The 25,884-nt window shown below is 57.3% G+C and carries 25 protein-coding genes; 7 read left to right on the top strand and 18 right to left on the bottom strand.

Annotated features, from left to right (window positions below; all coding sequences use genetic code 11):
* Positions 1–101: 101 nt before the first annotated feature.
* Entirely contained in the window at positions 102–893 is a 792-nt protein-coding gene (locus JH25_RS06425; RefSeq protein ID WP_032879776.1) for a phosphate/phosphite/phosphonate ABC transporter substrate-binding protein, read from the bottom strand.
* Between the two features lie 9 nt (positions 894–902).
* Positions 903–1,832, bottom strand: a complete 930-nt coding sequence (locus tag JH25_RS06430; protein ID WP_032879774.1) for a fatty acid desaturase — start codon at positions 1,830–1,832, stop codon at positions 903–905.
* Positions 1,833–2,132: 300 nt separating this feature from the next.
* Between JH25_RS06430 and JH25_RS06435 the strand changes: the two genes are divergently transcribed.
* On the top strand, positions 2,133–2,546 hold the full coding sequence (locus JH25_RS06435) for a GNAT family N-acetyltransferase (RefSeq protein ID WP_032879773.1): 414 nt from the start codon (positions 2,133–2,135) through the stop codon (positions 2,544–2,546).
* 130 nt (positions 2,547–2,676) lie between these two features.
* Here the strand turns inward: JH25_RS06435 and def are convergent, their stop codons facing one another.
* From def to JH25_RS06450, 3 genes are all read right to left on the bottom strand, one after another.
* Entirely contained in the window at positions 2,677–3,216 is a 540-nt protein-coding gene (gene def, locus JH25_RS06440) for a peptide deformylase (protein ID WP_005790734.1), read from the bottom strand.
* Positions 3,213–4,169, bottom strand: a complete 957-nt coding sequence (locus JH25_RS06445) for a YihY/virulence factor BrkB family protein (RefSeq protein ID WP_032879771.1) — start codon at positions 4,167–4,169, stop codon at positions 3,213–3,215. Before JH25_RS06445 ends, def begins: the two co-directional genes overlap by 4 nt.
* A gap of 179 nt (positions 4,170–4,348) precedes the next feature.
* Positions 4,349–4,534 carry a CsbD family protein gene (locus tag JH25_RS06450; RefSeq protein ID WP_032879770.1) on the bottom strand — a complete coding sequence of 62 codons (186 nt, stop codon included), beginning with the start codon at positions 4,532–4,534 and terminating at the stop codon, positions 4,349–4,351.
* A gap of 197 nt (positions 4,535–4,731) precedes the next feature.
* Here JH25_RS06450 and JH25_RS06455 point away from each other — a divergent pair, with 197 nt between their 5' ends.
* Positions 4,732–5,109 carry a hypothetical protein gene (locus tag JH25_RS06455; protein WP_005790741.1) on the top strand — a complete coding sequence of 126 codons (378 nt, stop codon included), beginning with the start codon at positions 4,732–4,734 and terminating at the stop codon, positions 5,107–5,109.
* A 60-nt stretch (positions 5,110–5,169) separates the two neighbouring features.
* Here JH25_RS06455 and JH25_RS06460 read toward each other — a convergent pair whose 3' ends face one another.
* From JH25_RS06460 to fadD2, 7 genes are all read right to left on the bottom strand, one after another.
* Positions 5,170–6,357 carry a multidrug effflux MFS transporter gene (locus JH25_RS06460; protein ID WP_005790744.1) on the bottom strand — a complete coding sequence of 396 codons (1,188 nt, stop codon included), beginning with the start codon at positions 6,355–6,357 and terminating at the stop codon, positions 5,170–5,172.
* Between the two features lie 10 nt (positions 6,358–6,367).
* Positions 6,368–8,098: a thiamine pyrophosphate-binding protein gene (locus JH25_RS06465; protein WP_032879769.1), complete on the bottom strand. Its 1,731-nt coding sequence runs from the start codon at positions 8,096–8,098 to the stop codon at positions 6,368–6,370.
* Positions 8,099–8,112: 14 nt separating this feature from the next.
* On the bottom strand, positions 8,113–8,892 hold the full coding sequence (locus JH25_RS06470) for a phytanoyl-CoA dioxygenase family protein (protein WP_032879768.1): 780 nt from the start codon (positions 8,890–8,892) through the stop codon (positions 8,113–8,115).
* 64 nt (positions 8,893–8,956) lie between these two features.
* Positions 8,957–10,309: a 3-phosphoshikimate 1-carboxyvinyltransferase gene (aroA, locus tag JH25_RS06475; RefSeq protein ID WP_032879766.1), complete on the bottom strand. Its 1,353-nt coding sequence runs from the start codon at positions 10,307–10,309 to the stop codon at positions 8,957–8,959.
* Between the two features lie 299 nt (positions 10,310–10,608).
* On the bottom strand, positions 10,609–11,397 hold the full coding sequence (locus JH25_RS06480; protein WP_032879765.1) for an SDR family oxidoreductase: 789 nt from the start codon (positions 11,395–11,397) through the stop codon (positions 10,609–10,611).
* A 172-nt stretch (positions 11,398–11,569) separates the two neighbouring features.
* Positions 11,570–13,261 (bottom strand): long-chain-fatty-acid--CoA ligase FadD1, encoded by a 1,692-nt coding sequence (fadD1, locus tag JH25_RS06485; RefSeq protein WP_032879764.1) that lies wholly within the window; start codon positions 13,259–13,261, stop codon positions 11,570–11,572.
* 381 nt (positions 13,262–13,642) lie between these two features.
* Positions 13,643–15,331, bottom strand: a complete 1,689-nt coding sequence (fadD2, locus tag JH25_RS06490) for a long-chain-fatty-acid--CoA ligase FadD2 (protein WP_032879763.1) — start codon at positions 15,329–15,331, stop codon at positions 13,643–13,645.
* A gap of 210 nt (positions 15,332–15,541) precedes the next feature.
* Here fadD2 and JH25_RS06495 point away from each other — a divergent pair, with 210 nt between their 5' ends.
* On the top strand, positions 15,542–16,486 hold the full coding sequence (locus JH25_RS06495) for an alpha/beta hydrolase (RefSeq protein WP_032879762.1): 945 nt from the start codon (positions 15,542–15,544) through the stop codon (positions 16,484–16,486).
* A 56-nt stretch (positions 16,487–16,542) separates the two neighbouring features.
* A complete protein-coding gene (locus JH25_RS06500; RefSeq protein WP_003193747.1) occupies positions 16,543–17,013 on the top strand; it encodes a MaoC family dehydratase in 471 nt (156 codons plus the stop codon).
* Positions 17,014–17,157: 144 nt separating this feature from the next.
* Here JH25_RS06500 and JH25_RS06505 read toward each other — a convergent pair whose 3' ends face one another.
* Entirely contained in the window at positions 17,158–17,625 is a 468-nt protein-coding gene (locus JH25_RS06505) for a ferritin-like domain-containing protein (RefSeq protein ID WP_003175720.1), read from the bottom strand.
* A 204-nt stretch (positions 17,626–17,829) separates the two neighbouring features.
* Here JH25_RS06505 and JH25_RS06510 point away from each other — a divergent pair, with 204 nt between their 5' ends.
* A complete protein-coding gene (locus tag JH25_RS06510) occupies positions 17,830–18,066 on the top strand; it encodes a DUF3820 family protein (protein WP_005790761.1) in 237 nt (78 codons plus the stop codon).
* A gap of 10 nt (positions 18,067–18,076) precedes the next feature.
* The gene (locus JH25_RS06515) at positions 18,077–19,252 is read left to right on the top strand and encodes an aminotransferase class V-fold PLP-dependent enzyme (RefSeq protein ID WP_032879761.1); all 1,176 of its coding nucleotides are present in this window, start codon (positions 18,077–18,079) and stop codon (positions 19,250–19,252) included.
* Positions 19,253–19,454: 202 nt separating this feature from the next.
* Here JH25_RS06515 and JH25_RS06520 read toward each other — a convergent pair whose 3' ends face one another.
* Genes JH25_RS06520 through zwf form a run of 3 tightly spaced genes read right to left on the bottom strand, consistent with a single transcriptional unit; the run spans position 19,455 to position 22,304 of the window.
* Positions 19,455–20,120: a bifunctional 4-hydroxy-2-oxoglutarate aldolase/2-dehydro-3-deoxy-phosphogluconate aldolase gene (locus JH25_RS06520; protein WP_032803689.1), complete on the bottom strand. Its 666-nt coding sequence runs from the start codon at positions 20,118–20,120 to the stop codon at positions 19,455–19,457.
* 17 nt (positions 20,121–20,137) lie between these two features.
* Positions 20,138–20,851 (bottom strand): 6-phosphogluconolactonase, encoded by a 714-nt coding sequence (gene pgl, locus JH25_RS06525; RefSeq protein ID WP_032879760.1) that lies wholly within the window; start codon positions 20,849–20,851, stop codon positions 20,138–20,140.
* Positions 20,838–22,304 carry a glucose-6-phosphate dehydrogenase gene (gene zwf / locus JH25_RS06530; protein WP_032879759.1) on the bottom strand — a complete coding sequence of 489 codons (1,467 nt, stop codon included), beginning with the start codon at positions 22,302–22,304 and terminating at the stop codon, positions 20,838–20,840. The genes pgl and zwf overlap by 14 nt, the downstream gene beginning before the upstream one ends.
* Before the next feature lie 219 nt (positions 22,305–22,523).
* On the opposite strand from zwf, the gene JH25_RS06535 reads away from it, so the two are divergent.
* Positions 22,524–23,384, top strand: a complete 861-nt coding sequence (locus JH25_RS06535; RefSeq protein WP_169856377.1) for a MurR/RpiR family transcriptional regulator — start codon at positions 22,524–22,526, stop codon at positions 23,382–23,384.
* A gap of 121 nt (positions 23,385–23,505) precedes the next feature.
* Here JH25_RS06535 and JH25_RS06540 read toward each other — a convergent pair whose 3' ends face one another.
* Both JH25_RS06540 and JH25_RS06545 read right to left on the bottom strand, forming a co-directional pair.
* Positions 23,506–24,351 (bottom strand): D-hexose-6-phosphate mutarotase, encoded by an 846-nt coding sequence (locus JH25_RS06540; protein ID WP_005790774.1) that lies wholly within the window; start codon positions 24,349–24,351, stop codon positions 23,506–23,508.
* Between the two features lie 98 nt (positions 24,352–24,449).
* Positions 24,450–25,805, bottom strand: a complete 1,356-nt coding sequence (locus JH25_RS06545) for a carbohydrate porin (RefSeq protein ID WP_032879758.1) — start codon at positions 25,803–25,805, stop codon at positions 24,450–24,452.
* Positions 25,806–25,884: the final 79 nt, after the last annotated feature.

Genomic DNA, 25,884 nt, shown 5'->3' with positions numbered 1-25,884 from the left:
CCTGTCGAGTAGGGTGCGCGTTATGTCCGGTGTTCCGGTAGAGCGATCCTAGCAAGGCCTCTTATTCTTTAATAATATTTAAAATGCATTTTTATATAGCTTTATTGAATATACGTATAGCCAAGGCTGGCGGCTTGCCGTTGGTAATCCAACAGCACCTGATAGTCGTCTTCGCTAGCGGGGAGCACGGCTTGCACACCAAGGGTTTGCGCCACCTGCGGCAGGTCTTGCAACGCCAGGTTCATCGCTTCGCGGACCTGCTTCAGCTGCACATCGCTCAAGCCCGGCGGGCCGATATAGGGCAAGGTCGGGCTCGGCGCGCTGCGGGTAACCATGCGCAAACCCGCGACCTCTTCGGGCACGAAACGCGCCAGGTAGTCGTAGGTCACGCTGTCGATGGCAGCAAGGTCCGCGCGATCTTCACGCAGCCAGCGCAGGCTCTCACGGTGGGCACCGCTGACGGCGACGCTGGCGAAGAAACGCCCGTCGCGCTGCAACGGTGCCAGGCAGTGGCGCAGTAGGTTCATGCCACTGTTGGAGTCGTGGCCGTTGATCACCCCGCGGCTGTTGTAGAACTGCGCCAGGATAGTACGTGGGTTGTCAACGCGGCTCAGCAACAGGCTGCAGTGTTCGCCATTGCTGCTATGGGGCAGCTCGTAGCGGGGGCGACCGACGACGCGAACCTGGCCACGCAGTTGGGTCATCAGCGGGTAGCCGCAGGTTTGGGTGACGAGCAATTCTGGCGCCAGCCACAGGCCGGGCAAGTCGAGGTGGTCGGCGTTACGCCGATGCAGGCCCAAGCGCTCAAGGATGCGCGCAAGCCACTGTTGATTGGCTTGCTCGATGGGCTCCGGGGCGACATACATGCGCAACTCGGCATAGTGCTCACTCATGGGCATCTCTCAGGCAAAGGGGTGCCGAGGGCTGTCGATAGCCTTGAGGCCATGGCGGCCGATCAACTGGCCGTAGCCCTTCACCAGGAACCCACCGCTGCGCGCGAGCCACTGTTCGCGACGGGCGCGATATACCGTAGGTAGCAGGTACCAGGGTAGTTTCGGCAGGTCGTGGTGCACCAGGTGCAGGTTGTTGTTGAGGAACAGCCAGCGCCAGGGCCAGTACGCTTCGTTGAGCACCGTGCGCTGTTCCGGCCGCGGATGCGGGCGATGTTCATAGTAGGAACGGATCGACGCCAAGGACAAGGCCGGCACGCTCACCAGCAGCAGGTAATGCCACACCGGCAAGGCACTGTAATGGGCGATAAAACCCAGCATCAACAGGGTCACGGCGCCGTGGGCCAGCCACATCGGCCAAACCTCTGGCAGGCGTTGCCATTGATCGCGCAGTAAGCGGCTGATGGCCAGGGGTGCCGCCAGCAGCAAGCGACCGAATACGGTCTTGGTCAGCCAATGCACGCTGCGTTGCAAGCGCGAGCTGGCGTCCCACTGCTGTTGGTTAAGGTAGCGGCTTTCCGGGTCGATGCCGGGCAGGGTCAGGTCTTCGTCGTGATGATGCAACAGGTGGCTGTCGCGATACAGGGTATAGGGGTACCAAACGGCAAACGGCGCGTAACCGAGCAGTTTGTTCACCAACGGCAAACGGGTGGGATGGCCGTGTAGCAACTCGTGTTGCAGCGACAGCCAGAGGGTCACCAACGGGATCAGCAACAAGGTGCTGCACCACAGGCCCAGCCAGTGGCTGGCAAACAACACACCGAACCAGCCGGCATACACGCCGAGCAACAGCAGCCAGGTCGGCCATTCGGTCTTCGCAGTAAAACTTGCAGCCAGGGCTTGAATTTCCCGGCGGTGGCTCAGGTCAAGGTAGTTGGCCATCGGCAGCTCAGAGCAGGTGTTTCCTACTCTGTGCCGCGAGACGCGCCAATCTTGCAGATCCTTTGGTTCTAAGCTTGTAACTCAGTGACCGAACAGCCCAGTCTCGGACTTCTTGGCTTTCTTGTCCGCACGCTTTTCATCGGCGGTCTTTGCCGGTTTTTTCTTCGCGGCTTTCTTTGAATCCATACCTTTGGCCATGATGCATGCTCAACTTAAGGGGATGTAGCACTGGGTATACCACCTATTGCCCGGCAGAAGGCGCTTATAATCCCCGGCCCTGACCCCGCTGGCCCAAAGACCATGCCCGAACTGCACATCGAACCGCTGGCAGAGCCTCTGTGGCCACTGTTGAACAAGTTTTACCGCAGCCACAACTCTTCGATGAAGGCCCTCAAGGGCGGCCGTTTGTGGGTAGCTCGCGACGGCGAGATCGTGGCTGGGTTGTGCTTGAGCCCGGTGGTGGGTGGGCAGTGGCTGACGGGGGTGTTTGTCGATCCGGCCTATCGCGGCCAGGGGTTGGCGGCACGCTTGATTGAGCAGGCGGTAGCCGGAGTGGAGGGTACGGTGTGGCTGCTGTGCCATCCGGATCTGGAGGGGTTGTATCAGCGTATGGGGTTCAGTCAGGACACGCTGCTGCCGCAGTCCCTCAGCGAGCGGTTGGTGCGCTACAAACGGAACAAGCCGATGATTGCGATGGGGTTCTCAATCACCTGAATGATGCCGGATAAAAATGTGGGAGGGGGCTTGCTCCCGATGGCGGAGTATCCGTCGCTGAAATGTCGACCGGTCCACCGCTATCGGGAGCAAGCCCCCTCCCACATTGGGACCTCAGGTAGCCTGGTGTTTATTCGTCAGCTGTCGGATCCAATTCCGGAAACATCACTTCGATAAACCCGAACTTGCTGAAATCAGTGATCCGCGACGGGTACAGCCGACCGATCAAGTGGTCGCACTCATGCTGCACCACCCGTGCATGAAAGCCGTCAGCAAAACGCACAATCGGCTCGCCCTTGGGGTCGAAACCTTCGTAGCGGATCTGTTGATAACGGTTCACGGCGCCGCGCAAACCCGGCACCGACAGGCAGCCTTCGAAGCCCTCTTCCAGCACCGGGCTCAGGGGCGTGATAAGCGGGTTGATCAGGATGGTCTGCGGTACAGGCGGCGCCTCCGGGTAGCGTTCGCTGGCCTCGAAACCAAAAATCACCAGTTGCAGGTCGACACCAATCTGCGGTGCAGCCAGGCCAACACCGCCCACGTGTTCCATGGTCTGGAACATGTCGTCGATCAGTTGCCACAACTCGGGGCTGTCGAACATTTCCGGCGGTACCGGTGGGGCGATACGCAGCAGGCGTTCGTCGCCCATTTTCAGGATTTCACGGATCATCGCGGCACTTCTTCAGGAGTGGGCTTGGAGTGGTCCCGGCCTAGGCCCGAGACGTGCTTTTTTTCATCGGTGTGACCGGGTTCGTCAAACTCCTTTTCACCTGGGTCCTTGCCTTCGGCCGACATGTGTTCGATCACGGCATTCATCTCCGCACCCAGCAGTAACACGGCGGCGGAAATATAGAAGTACAGGAGCAGGACAATGATCGCGCCGATGCTGCCATACATGGCGTTGTAGTCGGCGAAGGTCTTGACGTAATAACCAAAGCCCAGGGAAGCCACGATCCACACCACCACGGCCAACACCGAGCCTGGGGTAATGAAGCGGAATTTCTGCTCGACGTCCGGCATCACGTAATACATGAGTGCCACGGCGAACATCAGCAGGATCACGATCAATGGCCAGCGCAGGATGGTCCACAGGGTGACGACGAACTCCTGCATGCCGATCTGCCCGGCCAGCCACTCCATGACCTGCGGGCCAAGCACCATCAGCGCAGCGGCGGCCAGCAACATGCCGGCAATGCCGACGGTGTAGAAAATCGACAGGGGGAAGCGCTTCCAGATCGGCCGGCCTTCGACGACGTCATAGGCCGCGTTCATCGCACTCATCATCAGGCGTACGCCCGCAGAGGCGGTCCACAGCGCGATGACGATACCAACCGAAAGCAGGCCGCCCTTGGACTGTTGCAACTGGTCGATGACCGGGTTGACCTGCTCCAGCGCCTGGGGCGGCAACACCAGCTCCGACTGCAGGCGCAGCCAGGTGAAGAAGTCCGGCAGATGCAGGAAACCGATCAGGGCAATCAGGAAAAGTAGGAAGGGAAACAAGGAGAACAGCATCTGGTAAGCCAGTGCCGAAGCGTAGGTAGGCATCTCGTCATCGACGAATTCCTTGACGGTGCGTATCAGCACCTTGTGCAGCTTGAGACCATCGAGTACCGGAAAAATCATAGCGTCTCCTTTCGCCGCAAAGAGGTTGAGTTCGTGGGCGACTCAGGGGCCGTTTTCTACATCAAAGTAGCCCATTTGGCGACTTTGAAACAATTTCCAAAATTTAGTTGCAACAGTTCACACAAAAACGGCCATCCGTGGATGGCCGCCATACTGCTGGGCAAACCCAGGAGAACGCCTTATTCGGTGGCTTTTTTCACCGCGTCCTTGGTTTTCCCGACTGCTTGCTGCGCTTCACCTTTTTTCTCTTGGATCACGCCTTCAGCACGCAGCTTGTCGTTGTCTGTGACTTTGCCGACACCCTGCTTGATGTTGCCGACCGCTTCGTTCGCCAAACCTTTTGCCTTATCCGATGTGCTGCTCATGGTATTTCTCCTGGAACAATCGAGGGTTTTGGTCATTACGTAGAGGTTGACCCAGGGCGCTTCGGCAGAGTTTCAATTATTTTCGCGAGGCATTTTATCGCCTGCCGCAGGTTTGGCTTTATGTTTTGCGGCCAACCCACGAGAATGCCCGGCACATTCAGGCTGCAACGCTGAATAACAGATCCCGTAGGAAGGTTATGAAACTCAATAAAGCACAGGCTATCGCCCGCAGAAACCAGGAACTGGGCGGTGCCGTACTCGGCGTCAACAACTGCCATTTCACCGACCTGGACCACAAGCGCAACATCTGGTGGTTCGACCTGCCCGTTGCGCGGATTGCCGTGGGCCAGTACGAGTGGATCCATCTGCTGATGCATAACGCCGAGACGGACCAGTTGTTGCACCTGAAGGTGCCGACTGTGTTTCTGCGCGAAAAGCTGGAAGGGTTGGTGGTACGCAATGCGGGCAAGCGCAAGCCGGAGATAACCCTGGAACTTAGCGCCGACAAGGACTCGTTCCTCAAGGATGTACGCCCGGCGGGTGCCGGCGTGAGCTTTGCCCAGTTCACTCTGTAACCATCGCCCCTAACCGGCGAGAGCGTGACTGCTGTGCCACAGTCACGCTCTCGCGCACTTTCAGGCGGTTGCCACTGACCGACCGGCAATACGTTGAGCCAGGGCGATGGCAAACAGGCAAAACAGCGACATGACCAGAATCCCCATCATCAGCCCCATGGCGGTGCTGGTGTGCCCCTCAGAGAAAAAGAACAGCGCCAGTGCCGCGCCCGCCATCTTGATCGCGCCTTGCAGCGCACTCCCGGTACCGGCATGTTTTGCCTGGCCATGCAGACTGATCCCCAACAACAAGGGTGAGGACAGGCCACAGCCGAGAGCGACCAAAAAGCCATACGCCACCAACGCCGGGGCCGTGACCAGCTTGAATGCCTGGAGAACCAGCGGAGCGAGCGCCGCCAACACCGTCAGCGCCACCAGGGACGTCATCAGGATGCGCTCAGGCGAGTAACGATTCAAAAACCGCTTGGTCAGGTAAGAACCCAAGACGATACCCGCAGAGTAGCCAACGAACAGCAGGCCGTTTTCCTGGCTCTGCAGATGGAACTGCAATTGATAGATGAATGGGCTCGCGGTGAAGTAGCCGATGGTGATCGCAAACAGTACCGCAGAGACCAGGCTGTAAACCATGAAGTTGAAGTCGCGCAGCAGTACTTTGAAACCCTCAAGCCGTTTGGAAGGCACGCCCTGCAGCGGAGCTGTTTCAACCAGTGTGGCCTTGATAAATACGGCGCCGAGCAGCGTGATCAGGGTCAGTGCGTAGAAATTATATTGCCAAGGAAGTGCAGCAGTAATAAAACCACCCAGTACCGGCGCAAGCGCAGGCGAGACCTGGGACGCCATGGAGAACACCGTCAGCGATTTGGACAACTCGGTTTTATCTTTGAACGTATCGCTCAATATTGCCCGGCTTATCACGGGGCAACCGCCAGCACCGATGCCTGTTAACAAACGAAACAGATAGAGCGCCTGAATACTGTCCGCCGTCGACGTCAGGTAATTGCCCAAGGCGCCGAGGGCAAGGGAGACCATAATCACCGGTACCCGCCCTTTTCTATCGGAGATCGGCCCATACACCAACTGGGACAGTGCAAAGCCTGCCAGATAGAAGACCACCAGGTTTTGGGACTGCGCGTCAGTTACCGAAAATACCCGTGCAATCTCCGGCAAGGCGGGGTTGTACAAGTCAATGGAAAACAACCCCAATACCAGGATCAGGCAGGAGTTGGTGATCACCATTCTAGAATTCACGACAGGCTCCTTACAGTAATGGATGGTCTTTCAAGCGTGTGCCGTATTCGCTATTGGGCGTGGTATGTCGCCCGTCGCATTTGACTTCAATCAGATGAGGTGCGGCGGTGCTCATGATGCTTTCAATACAATCTTGCAAGGCCTGTGGGGAGTCCACGCACGTCGCGCTCACGCCCAGGCTCTGGGCAAACAGGCACCAGTTGTAATCGGGAATTTGCGTCAGCGCGGCTAAGTTGTCTTTGTTATTGAAGTAACTTGCCGAATAGGACCGGTTATTGAAAACGACGAAGACGATATTCAACCCATGTTTCGCGGCGGTCGATAGCTCAAGGCCCTGCATCAGCATGCAGCCATCACCGGTAATCACCATGGTTTTGCCATCGGGGCGGGCGAAACTTGCACCGATGCCTGCCGGGATACTCCAGCCCATCGGGCCTAATGTGGTTGCCGATAAATAGGCCGCCGCCCCCCGCGCGGTCCAGTAGTGGCCGAAGAAGGATCGATGGGAGCCCGAATCGACACACACCACGCCATCACTGGGGAAAAACGCTTGCAGCACCGGGATATAGGCGGCGGGATGGTCGGCAAGATTGCCCGTAGCTTTGGCATCGACCGGGTAATGCAGCGGCACCCGTTGAAGATCATTCGACCATCTGGAGCGACTCTCCTGGCTGGCCTCCAGCTCTTGTGCGTGAACCTCGCTGACCAGCCTCAGGAAACCCTCCCCCGTCGCCACCACACCGTGATCAATATCAAGATACCGTCCCAGATAATCTGGGTTCTCATCCACCTGGATCGCGCCAAATTGAGGCCTTAGCTCATGGGACCAGAGCATGGTGCTCCATTGAGTGGTATCAAGCCCAAGGAGAATCACACCGTCCACACCGCCCTTGAACGCCTCGATAGCGCGCTTGTTTCCCGAATAACCGTAAACGCCCAAAGCGTTTGGATGGTCCTCCGGGAACAGCCCTTTGGCGCTCAAGGTGGTCGCGACCGGAATCGAAAAGCGCTCGGAAAATGCCAGGAGCGCAGCGCCAACCTTGGAGTTTTTGCAACGTAGCCCCGCGAGAATGACGAGATTGGTCGAGCGCTTGAACACGGCCTTGATCGCCGCGCTTTTGATCTTTTCAACGGCAAGCGCTTGGTTGCTCCACGACTCCAGTACGTTGGCGGCGATATCGGCGCGGCTCGTGGATTTCTCGTACAGTGCTTCCTTGCTGACGGCCAAGTAGGTCGGGCCTTTTTCCAGGCCTTTCAACAACCGCACCGATTCGCGCAAAAACGCCGACAAGGGTTGCCCTGCCTTGACCTCGAGGGCACTGCGGGTGATGGGTTTGAATACATCACACAGATTCACGCCGGTTTGGCTCCCGTCCTGCAGCACGTTTTGCATTTCCAGCGATGACGCAATCTGGCCCGACAAGAGCAAGACCGACTGGTGGTCCGTGTAAGCGGAAGCGATCCCGGTCAGCGCGTTGGTAACACCCGGCCCGCCTATCACCAGGCACACCCCGAATGTTTCACTGGCACGCGCATAGCCTTCGGCCATATAGGACGCGCCTGTTTCACACGCTGTAACCACCGGTTCAATGTCAAGCGTTGTAGAGCCATCACTGGGATAACAACGCATAAACGCATTGATCAACTTGCCAGGCACCATGAAGAAGTGCGTAACCCCCAAAGACTGAAGTTGGCGAAGAATGTAATGTGCACCGGTTTCGCCAGTACTTTGCAATTCCATTGCAAATCCCCTGTTCAGATCTCGATAAATTTTATGTTCTCGCCCTTCATCTTCAACACGGCATCTTGTGAAAAAGAAGAGGGGTAGCGCACATTGGGCATATCGGCAAAATATGGCTTGGGGCTGTTGGGCAAATAGTCCGAAACATGCAGGCTGCGCTCAGCCCGTGCACGCAGGTAGGTAATGTAGGATGCGTTATGTTTGGTCGAAGCAGAAACAGTCCATTGAATGGCCAGCTTTGTTTCCACAGGCGTCTGATCCGGCGCACTGCTGCGATGAGTTACTCGATTATCCCAAATAACCAGATCGCCGGCCTTACTCATGATCGTGCGCTCGAATTTTACCGGTTCGGCGAGCCTGATCTTGACTTCATCTTTACTGAGCTTGTGCGATCCCGGCAGTAAGGTGATGCCGCCGCCCGACACAGGATCATTATCTTGAAGATAATAAGCACACTGTAAGAATTCGGGAAATGCGCTAGGCGAAATCACTTCGTCGGGAAGAAAGTACGCATCATTGTGCCATGGTATATAAACGCTCTCGCGCACCGTAAAATTCGGTAACAGCGAAAAATCCGACTGAAAAATATCCTTTATCGCCTGAATAGCACCAGGATGGAGCAGTGCATTGACCATATCACTAAATTGCAGAAACGCCGTTGGCAACAGCGTGCTCTGCTCGGTCTCTGCCAAACTATGGACATACGTTTTACGCAACTTTTCCACCTGCTCGCTGCAGAGTACTCCTGGAATAACGACGTACCCATCCCGCTCAAGCTTTTCTCGAAAGTTCATGATCTATAATCCGTTATATAGAGGGTGACCCAGGCCACCCTCCCTTTAATTCAAAGATAAAAAGTCAGACTTCAACATGCTTGGCAGCTGTCGAGCTTTCTTCAAACGACACGCCCAGACGTTCAAACTCCTGGAAGAAATCCGGAAAGGAACAATGAACGTCCTGATAACCATCCAACTCATTAAGCTGTTGGCACCGCAAGGAAGCCACAAACAATGACATGAAAATTCGATGGTCACCCCAGGCTGACAACACTGCATCACCGGCGTAACTCGGTTCACCACGAATAACGAAGCCATCGTAGACGCCGTTTTTAAACAACGGCTGTATGTCCACACCCATTTTCACCAGCTCGGTCACCATCGCCTCAATGCGTGGCGACTTGTGCAAGCGCGTAATGGAGCCGCCGGTCACTTTGAACTCACCCTGCACATAAGCACCGATCGCCGCCAGTGTCGGCACAATATTGGGGTAATCACTCGCATCGAAATGATACTTGCCTTTTAACTCAGCCAACTTATTAACAATGCGTACTTCATTGGCAGCGTCATTGAACTCAACATTGACGCCCAGCGCCTCGGCCACTTTGAGAATCGCACGCTCGCCCTGCAAACTCTTGCTGTTCATGTTCTTGAGCGTCAACTCGCCCGGAAAGATGATGCCGGCCGCGATCAAATAGGACGATGAGGTGTAGTCACCGACGATCGTATAGTTCGCGCTGCGATAGTGGCCGGGATACACCGTAATTTGTGAATAGTCAGCGTTCACCTCATAGCTGATCCCCGCGGTGCTGAGGGTTTCCAAAGTCTGCTTGATATACGAAAGCGACAGAATTTCACCGCGGATATTCACCACCGTAGGTTGTTTGGCGAGGGGGGCGCAGAACAGAATCGCAGTGATGAATTGCGAGCTGATATTGCCCTCAATCGTACACTCTCCCCCTTTATAACCCCCCCAGTTCACAATCGGGGCCTTGCCACTGTGGTTGATGCATGAAATATGGGCCCCCAGCCCTTCCAGGGCGACAAACAAAGGCTCCATGACACGCCCCCGCAGAACTTCATCACCGGTAATAACCGCCGGCGTCGTTGTAAAGCACGTCAACGCAGCAAACACTCGAAATACCAACCCGGAGCCTAGAGCGTCGATCACCTTCTTTTCGGGCTTGATCAAGCCGCCTGTGCCAGTTACCACTAATCTGCCTGGTTGCTCCTCAATAATTGCACCAATACTACGACATGCCTTTTTCATTGTTTCGGTTTCAAGGCAACGAAGGTCGTTGTAAATATAAGAAGTTCCCGAGGCGAGGCTGGCGGCAATAATTGCCCGTTGTGTTTCAGGTTTTGAGGACGGGATGGTGGCGATAGTGCCGATCGATGAGGTAGGAAAGACTTTCAAGCGTTTTTGGGTCGACATGCATTGCTCCCTAAGACAGTAGATCCAATGTGATCGGCGAGCGGGCATTACGCTCACCGACGCGACAGAAATATCTTGTTACAACCACTAAAAACCTATCCTAGGGTTTAACGCGTTTCAAATAACAAAATGGAATAAGATTGGATCCAATCTATGACTCATTGAATTTTTTCGTTTTACTTCAGTCCGTTACGGCACACAAGAAAAAGCAAAACCCATAAAAAAACCGCCATCGCTGGCGGTTTAAATTTTAAAAACTCTACTATTTCATATGGCACAACGACATCTTTGGCTATCCATTAGAAGATACCCGGGTAGGCGCCGCCATCGATAAGGATGTTCTGACCGGTCACATAGGCAGCCTGATGACTGCATAAAAAAGCGCACAATGCAGCGAACTCAGCCGGGTCACCAAAGCGCCCCGCCGGAATGGTTGCCAGTCGACTTTCAGCCATAGCGTTCACTGTTTTTCCTGAACGCTCTGTCGCCACTTGAAAGGTATTTTCCAATCGCTCGGTTTTGAACGCACCGGGGAGAATATTATTGATCGTGGTGTTTCTCGACGCGAAGTCTTTCTGACGCGCCAAGCCCGCCACAAAACCGGTAAGCCCACATCGGACTGAGGTTGAAAGCCCCAATGCATCCAGGGGCGCTTTAACCGCGCCGGAAGTTATATTGATTATCCGGCCGAAGCCTCGACCTGCCATGGAATCGATCACTGACTTGATGAGTTCGATAGGTGCCAACATATTGGTATCAATTGCTGCACGCCACTCTTGATCGGTCCACTCACGAAAGTTCCCAGGCTTGGGCCCCCCGGCATTATTGATCAATATATCAACTTGCGGGGCAGCATCGACCAATGCCTGGCGAATCGAAGGGTCAGTAATATCACCTACCACCGTGATGACTTCTCCCTCAGGGTTTCTGAGTTTCAAACGCTGTGCGGCAGCCTCTAAGTCAGGCGCGCCCCGTGCGTTAATCACGATGTTTACCCCCTCGTCCGCAAGCGCCTGGGCACAGCTATAACCCAACCCTTTACTGGCAGCGCAGACGACAGCCCATTTACCTCTAATCCCTAAGTCCATCATCACTCCTCGATCAGCCGTCAACTTGCAAGCGTCGCGTATTTAGCGAGCGTGCGTCGTTATTAGTCGATATCACACAAGCCCGTGGAGTGACAAGCCGGGCATTACGCCGCGCCAGAGGCAAAAAAATACCCCTCAGCGAGGGGTACTTTTCAATTCACGCTTTACCGGGCTATTTCTTCACACCCAGCTTTTTCAGTTCTTCATCACGCAATTCACGCCGCAGAATCTTGCCGACGTTAGTTGTAGGCAACGCATCACGGAACTCAACAGCCTTGGGCACCTTGTAGCCGGTGACGTTGGCGCGCATGTGCTCCATCACCTGGTCCTTGGTGAGGGTGGCGCCTGGCTTGACCACGATGAAGATCTTGATGTGCTCTCCGGACTTCTCGTCCGGCACACCGATGGCTGCGCACTGCAACACGCCCGGCAGGCCTGCCAGTACGTCTTCCAGTTCGTTGGGGTAGACGTTGAAGCCGGAGACCAGAATCATGTCTTTCTTGCGGTCGACAATGCGCATATAGCCGTCTGGCTGGATGATCGCGATGTCACCGGTTTTCAGCCAACCTTCGCTGTCGAGCATCTCGGCGGTGGCGTCTTCGCGCTGCCAGTAGCCCTTCATGACTTGCGGGCCCTTGACGCACAGCTCGCCGGTTTCACCCAGCGCCAACTCGGTACCGTCGTCGGCGATGACTTTACACACTGTGGACGGTACCGGAATGCCAATGGTGCCGATCTGGATATGCTGGATCGGGTTCACCGTGGCCACCGGGCTGGTTTCGGTCATGCCGTAGCCTTCGCAGATACCACAGCCGGTCACGGCCTTCCAACGCTCGGCGGCCGCCAATTGCAGGGCCATGCCGCCCGACAGGGTGACTTTGAGCGCGGAGAAATCGAGTTTGCGGAAGGCTTCGTTGTTGCACAGCGCCACGAACAGGGTATTCAAGCCGACGAACCCGCTGAACTTCCACTTCGACAGTTCCTTGACCATCGCCGGCAGGTCACGCGGGTTGCTGATCAGGATGTTGTGGTTGCCGATCAGCATCATCGCCATGCAGTGAAAGGTGAAGGCATAGATGTGGTACAGCGGCAGCGGTGTGATCAGGATCTCGCAGCCTTCGTTGAGGTTGGACCCCATCAACGCCTTGCATTGCAGCATGTTGGCGACGAGGTTGCGGTGGGTCAGCATCGCGCCCTTGGCCACACCGGTGGTACCGCCGGTATATTGCAACACCGCCACATCGCTGCTGGCCGGGCTGACATCATTCACCGGCTGGCCATGGCCCTTGGCAAGCACGTTATTGAACGTGATGGCCTGGGGCAAGTGATAGGCCGGGACCATCTTCTTCACGTACTTGATCACGCTGTTGACCAGCAGGCGCTTGAACGGCGACAGCAGGTCGGCGACTTCAGTGACGATCACATGCTTGACGGCGGTCTTGGGCACGACTTTTTCAGCCAGGTGCGCCATGTTGGCCAGGCAAACCAGGGCCTTGGCCCCGGAATCATTGAATTGATGTTCCATTTCCCGCGCGGTGTACAGCGGGTTGGTGTTGACCACGATCAGGCCGGCACGAATGGCGCCGAACACGGCGACCGGGTATTGCAGGACGTTGGGCAGTTGCACGGCGATTCGATCGCCAGGCTTCAAGTCGGTATGCTGTTGCAGATACGCGGCAAATGCCCCGGACAATTCGTAGAGTTCACCGTAGGTGATGGTCTTGCCCAGGTTGCTGAAAGCCGGTTTGTTGGCGAAGCGCTGGCAGGACTGCTTCAGTACCGCCTGAATATTCGGATACTCGTCTGGATTGATCTGTGCAGCAATCCCGGCGGGGTACTTATCCTTCCAAAAGTCTTCATTCATGGAAGCCCACTCCTCAGCGACGCGAATTCATCATCGCATTTGATGCGATTATTATTGGTGTATGTTTTTAGGTGAATCTGGCGCTTTCAAGCAGGCCGAGACGTCACAAAGCGCGCCGAGAGTAGCAGCTTTGCCGAGGGCCGCCTAGAGCCAAAAGAGGGCCCTACAGTCATAAACATGACTCAAGAATATCCAATGGTCACTTTTAGAGCAAAAATTCTATATCAATGAAATACGCTCTGGAATGGGCTTTCCTGGGCGACGGATAACAAATGTGGGAGGGGGCTTGCTCCCGATAGCGGTGGATCAGCCAAAGACTCTGTTGACTGACACACTGCTATCGGGAGCAAGCCCCCTCCCACATTTTGACCCTATTTCAATTCAGGCGATGTCGCGAAGCTCGCGCCGCAGAATTTTCCCCACCGGCGTCATCGGCAAAGACTCCCTCAGCACAATGTGCTTGGGCACCTTGTACCCCGTGAAGTTGGCCTTGCAGTACGCCTTCAGCTCCTCAAGGCTCACCCCTTGGGCCCGCGCTACCACGAACAGCTTCACCGCCTCCCCCGTGCGCTCGTCCGGCACGCCGATCACCGCGCAGCTGGCTACGGCCGGGTGGGCCATCACCACATCTTCGATTTCGTTGGGATAGACATTGAAGCCGGAGACGATAATCAGGTCTTTCTTGCGATCAACAATGCTGACATAGCCGTCGGTGTCGATCACGGCAATGTCACCGGTCTTGAGCCAGCCTTCAGCGTCCAGGGTTTCGGCGGTGGCCTGGGGTTGCTGCCAGTACCCCTTCATCACCTGCGGGCCCTGGATGCATAACTCGCCGCGCTCACCCAACGGCAGTTCGTGCCCTTGATCATCAACCACTTTCATGGCGGTGCCCGGCACCGGAATGCCCACGGTCCCCAGGCGCGACAGGCCGCCGTACGGGTTGGTGCTGGCCACCGGTGAAGTTTCGGTGAGGCCGTAGCCTTCGCCGATGGAGCAACCGGTCAGCGCCTTCCACCGTTCCGCCGTGGCCTTGACCAGAGCTGTGCCGCCGGAGTTGGTGATCTTGAGATGGGAGAAATCCAGGCTCTTGAAATCCGGGTGATCCATCAACGCCACAAACAGGGTGTTGAGCCCCAGCAGCCCGGTGAAGCGCCACTGCTTGAGCTCCTTGATAAAGCCGCCAATGTCCCGTGGGTTGGTGATCAGCACGTTGTGGTTGCCGGACACCATCATGCACATGCAGTTCGCCGTGAATGCATAGATATGGTACAGCGGCAGCGGTGCGATCATGACCTCCTGCCCTTCCTTGATCAGCGGGTGGCCGTCTTCACCCAGTTGCGACATGCACGCCCGCACCTGCTGCATGTTCGCCACCAGGTTGCCATGGGTGAGCATCGCGCCCTTGGCCAGGCCGGTGGTGCCGCCGGTGTATTGCAGCACGGCAATATCGTCCAGGGTTACCGGATGGCGCGTCACCCCAAGGCCCGCGCCCATGCGCAACGCACGCTTGAACGACACAGCCCGTGGCAGGTGGTAGGCCGGGACCATCTTCTTCACCTTGTCGACCACGGTGTTGACCAGCCAGCCTTTGGCGGCGGGCATGAAGTCGCCCATCCTGGCTTCGATCAAGTAGTCGATCTCGGTGTCGGTGCAGACCTCCTGCACCCGCGAACCGAACAGGTTGAGGTACACCAGCGCCCGCACACCTGCGTCCTTGAACTGGTGGCGCATCTCGCGGGGGGTGTACAGCGGGTTGGTATTGACCACGATCAGCCCGGCGCGCAATGCGCCGAATACCGCAACCGGATAATGCAGCACATTAGGCATTTGCACCGCGATGCGCTCGCCAGGCTTGAGGTCGGTGTGCTGTTGAAGGTAACCGGCGAACGCCGCACTCTGGCGTTCAAGCTCGGCGTAGGTCAGGGTAATGCCCATGTTGCTGAACGCCGGACGGTCGGCAAAGGTCTTGCAGGAACGCTCGAAAACTTCGATCACCGACTTGTAGGTTGTGAGGTCGATGTCATTGGGAACGCCCGCTGCGCGTTTGTCATTCCAGAAATCAGGTTGCATTATTCTTGTCCTCTTACCTGAGTATGTCCGGCCGCTTTAAGCGTTTATAAAAAGCGGAGCTTTGGGGACGTTAGCAGCTATGAGCAAACAGGCAAATACGCTAAATCGTGTCATTGATTGTATGAATCTTGCGTCTAACGTGTAGGCAGATACCCCTCAACTCTGCGAATGAGCTATACACTGCAACGACCCTGAGCAAAGGAAGCCGCCATGACCCACAGCACCTTCTGGCTGACCGCGAATGACCACAGCCGCCTGTACGTCAATCAATGGCTGCCAGACACCCCGCCCAAGGCGGTGGTGATGCTCTCCCACGGCATGGCCGAACACAGTGGTCGTTATGCTCGCCTGGCCGACGCCTTGTGCAGCGCCGGCTACGGGGTGTATGCGCTGGACCAGCGCGGTCATGGGCGTACTGCCGATGAGGGCACCCTGGGGCTGTACGCTGAAAAGGATGGCTGGAACAAAGTGGTCGGCGACCTGGCCAGCCTCAACCAGCATATCGGCCAGCAAAAACCGGGCCTGCCGATTATTTTGCTCGGCCACAGCATGGGCAGCTACATCGCCCAGGGCTATTTGCTGCACCACAGCGCCAGCCTGCATGGCGCGATTCTCAGCGGTTCGAATTTCCAGCCGGTAGCGTTGTATAGCGCGGCACGGCTGATCGCACGTATCGAACGCATGCGCCAGGGGTTGCGCGGCCGCAGTGCGTTGATCGAGTTCCTGTCATTCGGCTCGTTCAACAAAGCGTTCAAACCCAATCGCACCGCCTGCGACTGGCTGAGCCGCGACCCGGACGAAGTCGACAAGTACATCAGCGACCCGCTCTGCGGTTTTCGCTGCACCAACCAGTTGTGGATCGACCTGCTGGGCGGCTTGCAGCAAATCAGCAAAGCGTCCAATCTCGCGCAGATCGACCCGGGCTTGCCGATCCTGGTGATGGGCGGCGAATGTGATCCGGTAAGTGAAGGCAAGCGTCTCAAGGACCTGGCCCATGCCCTGCGTGAGGCCGGCTGCCAGAACATACAATTGAACCTCTACCCGCAGGCGCGGCATGAAGTATTCAACGAAACCAACCGTGATGAAGTCACCGCCGACCTTCTGAGCTGGCTGGAACAGGCGCTGACGTTGCGCAGGCCAGCCCGCTGCGAATAGTTTTTGCTTTAAAATCAGCCGATTAATTACCGATAAGCCACAGGATGCACCTTTAGATGACCCAGGTAACCAACACCCCGTACGAGGCGCTCGAAGTGGGCCAGACCGCCAGCTTCAGCAAGACCGTCGAAGAGCGTGATATCCAGTTGTTTGCCGCCATGTCCGGCGACCACAACCCGGTGCACCTGGATGCCGAATACGCCAAGGCAACCATGTTCAAGGAGCGCATTGCCCACGGCATGTTCAGCGGTGCGCTGATCAGTGCGGCCGTAGCCTGCGAGCTGCCTGGGCCGGGCACTATCTACATCGGCCAGCAAATGACCTTCCAGAAGCCGGTCAAGATTGGCGATACCCTTACCGTGCGTTTGGAAATTCTCGAAAAGCTGCCGAAGTTCCGTGTGCGCATTGCCACGCGGGTGTTCAACCAGCGTGATGAGCTGGTGGTGGATGGCGAGGCAGAGATCCTCGCGCCGCGCAAGCAACAGGTTGTGACCCTGACAGAGTTGCCGCCGATCAGCATCGGCTGAGGCTAAGCGCAACCTTAAAAGTCACTCAATGCAAAATGTGGGAGGGGGCTTGCCCCCGATGGCGGTGAGTCAGTCACTGAATAGGTCGACTGATTCACCGCCATCGGGAGCAAGCCCCCTCCCACAGTTGCTACAGTGCAGGTCTTACGACTGAGCACGAGCCTGGTTACGCAGGGCTTTTACCTGGTCGTGGTTGCGCTGTACGCCGTGGTACTGACGCTCCACCAGGTCACGAATGCCCAGCAGGTTGTGCTTGTTGATCTTCTCGATCGCTTCACGGTAAGCCTTCAGTGCGTGGTCTTCACCGCGCTCGGCTTCGTTCAGTACCGCTTCTTCATCCTTGCCAGTGACCATCGACTTCACGTCGACCCAGCCACGGTGCAGAGCACCTGCTACGCTGCCGGAATCTTCCGGATCGCCACCCAGGGCACGCACGGCGGTTTTCAATTCAGCGGCGGCAGTGGCGCAATCAGCAGAGCGCTTGGCAAACAGAGCCTTGAGTTCCGGATGCTTGATATCTTCAGCGCATTCCTTGAAACCCTTTTGGCCGTCGATGCTGGTTTCGATCAGGTCGTTCAGTACGGAGATCGATTCTTTATTGATGTCAGTCATTTTTCAATTCCTTGTACGGGTTAGAAGGGTGTCTTGGTTATTGCAGCGCCCGTGCCAGGTTTTTAAGAATTAACTTATCCTTTAATTTCAATAACTTATGAAATATTGAACCATCTGTATGTGCGTTATTTGCATGATCTGTCATTTGGCCTTCATGCAGAATGCCTGTATTTTCGAAGACCTCGCCTCAATCCCGCGAAGCTCATGAATCCTGAAAAACTCGAACTGCTGATCACCCGCGAAATGCCCTTCGGCAAATACAAGGGCCGGATCATCGCCGACCTGCCTGGCCCCTACCTGAACTGGTTTGCCCGTGAAGGTTTCCCCCACGGCGAATTGGGCGGTCTGCTGGCCTTGATGCAGGAAATCGACCACAACGGCCTGGCCGAACTGCTCGAACCACTGCGGGCCAAACACGGCAAACCCGCCCCCCGCCATTAAGAGACTCGCCATGCCAAGGAATGCCGACAACGAACGCCACTGGCACACCATCGCCCAGTGCTATGACCTGCAACCCGGGCCGATCAACCTGGAAAACGGCTACTTCGGGCGTATGAGCCGTGCAGTGCAGGCGCAATACCTTGAGCACATCAGCTTTATCAACCGCAGCAACTCGGTGCATGTGCGCCAACGTTTCGAGCAAGGTGAAAACGTCGAGATTCGCCGCACGCTGGCGGCATTGATTGACGTCGACCCCGAGTCGATCGCCTTCACGCGCAACGCTACCGAAGCCTTACAGTCGCTGATCCGCAACTACAACCGCCTGCAACCCGGCGACCAGGTGCTGATCAGCGATTTGGAGTACGACACGGTCAAGGGCGCCATGCGCTGGCTTGCCGATGTTCGCGGCGTGGAGGTGATCGAGGTGTCACACACCCACCCGGCCAGTTTCGACAGCCTGGTGCAGACGTATAACAAGGCGTTCGCGCAGTATCCGCGTCTTAAACTGATGGCCCTGACGCATGTCACTCACCGCACCGGCCTGGTGATGCCCGTTGCGGCCATTGCCAAGGCCGCACGCGAACAGCATATCGACGTGATCCTCGACGGCGCCCACGCCCTGGGCCAGTTCGAGTTCAACCTGGCTGAACTGGGCATCCAATTCGCGGGCTTCAACCTGCACAAATGGATGGGTGCACCGCTGACCCTGGGCTTTTTATATATCGCCCCCGAGCGCCTGGCCGATATCGACCCGGACATGGGCGAGTTTCACTACCCGGCCACGGATGTGCGCGCTCGTACGTCCTACAGCACACCGAACTTTCCCGCGCTGATGACCTTGCCGTTGGTGTTTGAAGAACATCGGCAATTGGGTGGCGCCGCGGCCAAGGGGGCGCGGGTCAATTACCTGCGGGATCTGTGGGTAAACCAGGTGCGCCCCTTGCCGGGCATTGAAGTGCTGACCTCGGATGATCCGCGGCTGTATTGCGGGATCACCGCGTTCAAGTTCCTCGGGCGGGATCAGCAGGTGATGGTGGATCGTATGCTCAGGGACTACGACTTGTTTACCACCACGCGTGTGGGTGCGTCGTTTGGCACCTGTATTCGGGTGACACCAGGGTTGGTGACATCGGCAGCGGACATCGACGTGCTAGTCAACGCCATTAACCAGTTGAGCACAGATTAAACATGTGGGAGCTGGCTTGCCTGCGATGGCGGTGTATCAGCGCAAGAGATGTCAGCTGACCCACCGCTATCGCAGGCAAGCCAGCTCCCACAGTTGAACATCGGTGTTCTTGAGGTTTCTGCAGGCAAAAAAAAGCGGCACACCGACCAAGTGCACCGCAAAAATGCCGTTAAGCACAGCAACAACGATTCTGTAAATCCGCTCAGTCCAGCAGCGCCAGCGCCTGTGCGGTAACTTCCTGGATGCGTGCCCAGTCGCCGTTCCTGACCCACTCAGGATCAAGCATCCAGCTACCGCCCACGCACATCACGTTTTTCAACGCCATGTAGCTTTTGATATTGGCCGGGCCAACGCCGCCGGTCGGGCAGAATTTCACTTCGCCAAACGGGCCGCCCAGCGCCTTGATGGCCGCGACGCCGCCGCTGACTTCGGCCGGGAACAACTTGAAGCGGCGGTAACCCAGGCCGTAGCCTTCCATGATGCCGGAGGCGTTGCTGATGCCCGGCAGCAGCGGGATCGGGCTGTGTACCGAGGCTTCCAGCAGGTCGCGGGTAATGCCAGGGGTGACGATAAATTGCGAGCCCGCCACTTCGGCCGCTTCGAGCATGTGACGATCAAGCACGGTACCGGCACCGGTGCACAGCTCAGGACGTTGCTCACGCAAGACCTGAATGGCCTTGAGGCCGAACTCGGAACGCAGGGTCACTTCCAACGCGGTCAAACCGCCAGCTGCCAGGGCATCGGCCAGCGGCAGGATGTCCTGCTCGCGGGCGATGGTAATCACCGGCAGGATCCGCGCCTTGGCGCAGAGGCTGTCGATCAAGGCAACTTTATCCGCCATGGACACGGTCGGTTGAGGGCTTTTCATAGCGGCTGATCCTTGGCTCATGGGCACCAGTAAATCTCGAGAGTAGGTTGCAAAAACGCGCGAATCGGCATGGCAGCAACATCGTCGCTGGCCAGCGCGGCGCTCAAGGTGGTCAATTTCGAACTGCCGGAAATAGACAGCACGGTGTAGTTGGCCGTCGCCAGCAGCGCACGACTCATGGTCAGGCGCTGGTGCGGCACGGTTGGCGCCAGCATCGGCCAGCAACGGCGAGTACCGTCGGCCTTCAGTGCCTCTGCCAGGTTGGGGCTGTTGGGGAACAGCGAGGCGGTGTGGCCGTCATCGCCCATGCCCAGCACCAGCACATCAATGCCGGGCAGTTCGGCCAGCAGCCGATCGGCCTGCTCGGCAGCGTCTTCAAGGTTGGCGGCGGCACTGTACAGGCTGAGGAACCTGGCCGCGGCTGCCGGGCCTTGCAGCAGGTGCTGCTTCAACAGGCCGGCATTGCTGTCGGCGTGTTCGACCGGTACCCAGCGTTCATCGGCCAGGGTGACGGTGACCCTGGACCAGTCCAGCCCCTGCTTGGCCAGGTTCTGGAAAAACGCCACGGGGCTGCGTCCACCGGACACCACCAGCGTCGCCTCGCCACGGGCGCTGATGGCAGCGCGCAGTTGTTCGGCCACGTCATGGGCCAGGCCATCGGCCAGCAGCGTGGGCGTACGGTACTCATGGGCAGTAACGCCCTGAGGCAGTTTCAATTCAGATATCGCCATACCACGACCTCCCATCCCGCGTAATCAGTGCAATCGAGCTCATCGGCCCCCAGGACCCCGCCGCATACGGCTTGGGTGCATCACCGGACTTTTTCCAGCCGGCGATCAACTGGTCACACCACTTCCACGCAGCTTCGATTTCATCTTTGCGAACAAACAGGTTCTGATTGCCGCGCATCACTTCCAGCAACAACCGCTCGTAGGCATCCGGGATGCGTGCGCTGCGATAGGTGTCGGAAAAATTCAGTTGCAGTGGCCCGCTGCGCAGTTGCATGCCCTTGTCCAGGCCCTGCTCTTTGGTCATCACGCGCAAGGAAATACCTTCGTCCGGTTGCAGGCGAATGATCAGCTTGTTGCTGATCTGCAGGCGCTGCTCGGGGGCGAAGATGTAGTGGGACGGTTCCTTGAAATGGATGACAATCTGCGACAGCTTTTGCGGCATACGTTTGCCAGTACGCAGGTAGAACGGCACCCCGGCCCAACGCCAGTTGCGAATATCGGCACGCAGGGCGACGAAGGTTTCGGTGTCGCTCTGGGTGTTGGAATTGTCTTCTTCCAGATAACCCGGCACGGCTTTGCCCGCACTGTAGCCGGCAATGTATTGGCCGCGTACCACCTGGGTGGTCAGGCCCTCGGGGCTGATCGGCGCCAGGGCCTTGAGCACCTTGACCTTCTCGTCGCGGATACTGTCGGCGGACAGGTCGGCCGGCGGGTCCATGGCGATCAGGCACAGCAACTGCAGCAGGTGGTTCTGGATCATGTCACGCAGCTGGCCGGCCTTGTCGAAGTAGCCCCAACGGCCTTCGATGCCGACCTGCTCGGCCACGGTGATTTCCACGTGTGAAATGTAGTTCTGGTTCCACTGGGTTTCGAACAAACTGTTGGCGAAACGCAGGGCGATCAGGTTCTGGACGGTTTCTTTGCCCAGATAGTGGTCGATACGGTAGGTGCGGTTTTCCGGGAAAAACTGCGCCACCGCATCGTTGACCTTGCGCGAGGATTCCAGGTCAGAACCGATGGGCTTTTCCAGGACCACGCGGGTGTTTTCCGCCAGGCCCACCTTGGACAGGTTCTCGCAGATAGCCCCGTACACCGCCGCGGGGGTAGCGAAGTAGGCGATCAGGCGTTGTTCGCCGCCGACCTTCTCGGCAAGGGCGACGTAGTCGTCAGCCTTCATGAAGTCGACATGCACGTAGGCCAGGCGCGCAAGGAAGCGCGCGGCCACGGCCTCGTCGAGTTCCTTGCCGACGTATTTACGCAATTCTTTTTCGATATGGGCCAGGTGTTGCTGCTCGCTGCCGGCTTCACGGGCCAGGGCCAGGATGCGTGTATCGTCGTGCAGCAGCCCGGCGCCATCGAGTTGATAGAGGGCAGGAAATAACTTGCGCAGCGCCAGATCACCCAAGGCGCCAAACAGGGCAAAGGTGCAGGGTTCTACGGTTATCGAAGGCATGATGTTTGTTCTTTTATCAAGTTAAGCTACAAATACCTTTTTTCAAGGCATCACTCAAGGAAAAATGTAGTAATAACCACAACATTTTCCGGAAATACGCATTGCGAGTGGTGGTGTTCAGCTACCCTCAGTAGGATAGGCCACCGCGAAAAGCCAGTCGTCGATTGGTTGCCGCCCTTTATTTGCATCGTCGCCCGAAGGAAAGACTGAATGGACCGCGTGCGAAATCTTCTGGAACAGATCCGGAACCGCCTCGAAGAATTAAACAAGGCCGAGCGCAAAGTCGCTGAAGTCATCCTGCTCAACCCGCAGCAGGCTACACGCTTCTCGATCGCCGCCCTCGCCCAGGCCGCCTCGGTCAGCGAACCGACGGTCAACCGCTTCTGCCGTTCGTTCGGCGTCAGCGGTTACCCTGAACTTAAATTGCAGCTGGCGCAAAGCCTGGCCAGTGGCGCCGCGTATGTCAGCCGTGCCGTGGAGGCCGATGATAACCCCGAGGCCTACACCCAGAAGATCTTTGGCAGCGCCATTGCGTCCCTGGACAGCGCTTGCCAGGCCCTGGACCCGGCGCTGATCAGCAAGGCCGTGGATCTGTTGATCCAGGCGCGCCAGATCCACTTCTTCGGCCTGGGCGCCTCGGCGCCGGTGGCCATGGATGCGCTGCACAAGTTTTTCCGCTTCAACCTGGCGGTGACCGCTCATGCGGACGTGCTGATGCAGCGCATGATCGCTTCGGTGGCGCATACCGGCGAGCTGTTCGTGATCATTTCCTACACCGGGCGCACACGCGAACTGGTGGAAGTGGCGCGTATCGCCAGGGAAAACGGTGCGTCAGTGTTGGGCGTGACCGCCGAAAACTCGCCGCTTGCCAAGGCCAGTACAGTAAGCCTGAACATCCCGTTGCCGGAAGACACCGATATCTACATGCCGATGACTTCTCGGATCATCCAATTGACCGTGCTGGATGTGCTGGCGACCGGCATGACCCTGCGCCGCGGAGTGGATTTCCAGCCGCATTTGCGCAAGATCAAAGAGAGTTTGAATGACAGCCGGTATCCGGTGGGGGATGAGTTCAACTAAGCCTGGACCTGTGTTGGCTGCACTGGCCTCATCGGGAGCAAGCCCCCTCCCACAGTTTGATGTGTGAATACCTTCAAATGTGGGAGCTGGCTTGCCTGCGATAGCGCCATCAGCCACACCGCTAAGCTCCAGCCCGAGCCTGCAGACTCAAATGCGCCCTCTCCCCCGGCGCCAGGCTCGCACCGGCCATCGCCGACTCCACGCACACAAACCCCGACGCCTCGTTAAAGCTCACGCCCAACAGCGGTCGGCTACCTGGATGCCACACCACCGTGTCGGCGCTGTCGCCGGTGTCGATGCACAGTTCACGCTGCCAGGCGTGGTCCTTGAGCTGTAGTTCGCCCTCATGCTGGAACACCCGCTGGCAACCGCCATCGACCCGCAGTTCACCTTCCTGCTGGCAGACCTGACGGTTGAGCTGATCATAACCTTGCGCGCCGTCGAGCCCAGACAGCGCTACCTCGTCAACGTGACCAATACGCCAGTAAGCGTGCAAAGCATGGCTCAACTGGCACGGCAACTCGTCCTGGTGCTCGGTGCTCAGGCGCAGTTCCAGGGTTTCGCCCAAGTGCGCGTGCAAGTCCACCTGCCAGTCGCACAATTGCAATTGCCAGTGCAGGCGCACGCCATCGTCATCGGTGCTGCTGTCGAGCAGCTTCCAGTCAATCAGGCGCGCCCAGCCATGGGACGGCCACGCGTTTTCGCTGGGGTGACGGCCATACCACGGCCAGCACACCGGTACGCCACCACGGATAGCCCCGACTTGCGGCCATTTGGCGGCACACCACAGCCACGGCTTCTGGCCCGTCGGTTGAAAGTGCAGCAATTGCGCACCCTGGCGACTGAACACCGCCTGGCACAGGGGGTGGTCGATCACCAACACATCGCGCATCTGAAAGCGCTCCCAGGCGAACACCGGTCGCTCGCGCAGGGATTTGAAAAAGCGTTGCAGCGGTTGCTCATGCATGTGCACAGGTTCCGAATATCACAGTGCAAGCCAAAAAAAAGCGGATAGCCATGGCTACCCGCAAATGCGCACAGAGAGAGGAGCTTATCGCAACAGCGTTAGAAGGTAGACTGAATTTTCAGGCCGGCGACCAAGGCGTTGTCGATCTCGTCATTGCCACCTGGGTGGGTAACGTATTGCAGGTTGGGGCGCACGGTCAGCCAGTTGGTCACGTGGAAGCCGTAATTGATTTCGTAGTTGTATTCTGTGCTGCGCACCGGCGTGAAACCGGCTTGGTCGTAGTCGGTGAAGCCACCACCTGCGTTCAGCAACTCAGCGTTTTTCTTCACATCATCGTTAACGTGGATACGGGCGAAACCAATACCGACGTCATCTTTTGGACGCGCATCGAAGGGGCCTTTGTACACAAGCATCAGCGACTGATAGTTATCGATGAAGTTAGTGTCTTTATCGTGGAACGTCGCGTTGGCGGCAATATTCAGACCACGAGAGGCGTCGCCGTTATGTGTAGTGAGTTGCTGTTGAAGGACGCCCCAGTAGCCGTGTTTGCTGCTGTGAACGCGATAACCGTCACCGCTGATCGCAGCGTCATTGCCATTAGCATCTTCGCGCACGTCACTGGCGTCAGCCGTGCTCTTGTAGTAACCCACACGGTATTCGCCCGGCAGGCCGTTGACCTTGGGTGACCAAACCAGTTCTACCGGCAATACAGTGCCCTTGGTGCCGCTGCCGCTGAGCTTGAAGCCGTTGCCGTGTTCAAGCTGCGAGGGGTTCTGGTTGTACGCGCCAATTTGCGCATACAGCTCAGGCGTGATGTGGTATTTCACACGCAGAGCGGCCTGGCTGACCGGCCAGTTGTACCAGATGTTGGTGGCCCAGTTACCCACTTGGGAGCCGCAGAACGCCAGGTTCTGAAAATCGCAGGGGAAAGTGTTGAAGTCTTCGCCTTCACCGAAGTAACCGGCTTTAACGTCCAACTTGCCATCGAGGAATTGGTGCTGGATCCACAATTGGGTCAGTCGCACCATGTGGCCGCGACCGTAGACTTCTTGAGAGGAACTCAAAGTCGCCGGACCTCTGCTGGAATCACCAACACGGTCATTGGAAATGTTCTGGCCATTACGATTGGTCAACTGGATCTTGGCCTGGGTGTTATCCCAGCCCCACAGTTTTTGCAGGTCCAGTGCCACGCCAAGACCAAACTGGTCAGAGTAGCGACCGGTCTTGTCGTCGTTGTAGCCACCGTGAGCGTTGTAGCCCATCTCCCCAACGTAGTCGGCCTTGATGTCGATACCTTGCTCGATCAGCTTGGTACGCTCGCCGCCCCAATCGCCGGTCATCCACTTGGAATCGGCACTGAAGGCTTCATCCGCCATCGCATTGGCGGACAAAACCAGGGCTGCTACCGCTGACAGCTGGCAGATCAGCCGGGTGTTGTTGTGTTGCTTTTTCATCCCTACATCCTCGTCTTTATTGTTATTAAACTGTTTTTATCTAACGCGGGTTACATTTTTTAATTAAAACAACTAGTTA

Origin of the sequence: Pseudomonas sp. BRG-100 (assembly GCF_000737955.1) — a bacterium.
GTDB lineage: Bacteria > Pseudomonadota > Gammaproteobacteria > Pseudomonadales > Pseudomonadaceae > Aquipseudomonas > Aquipseudomonas synxantha_A.
This window is presented reverse-complemented; position numbering and strand designations above follow the sequence as displayed.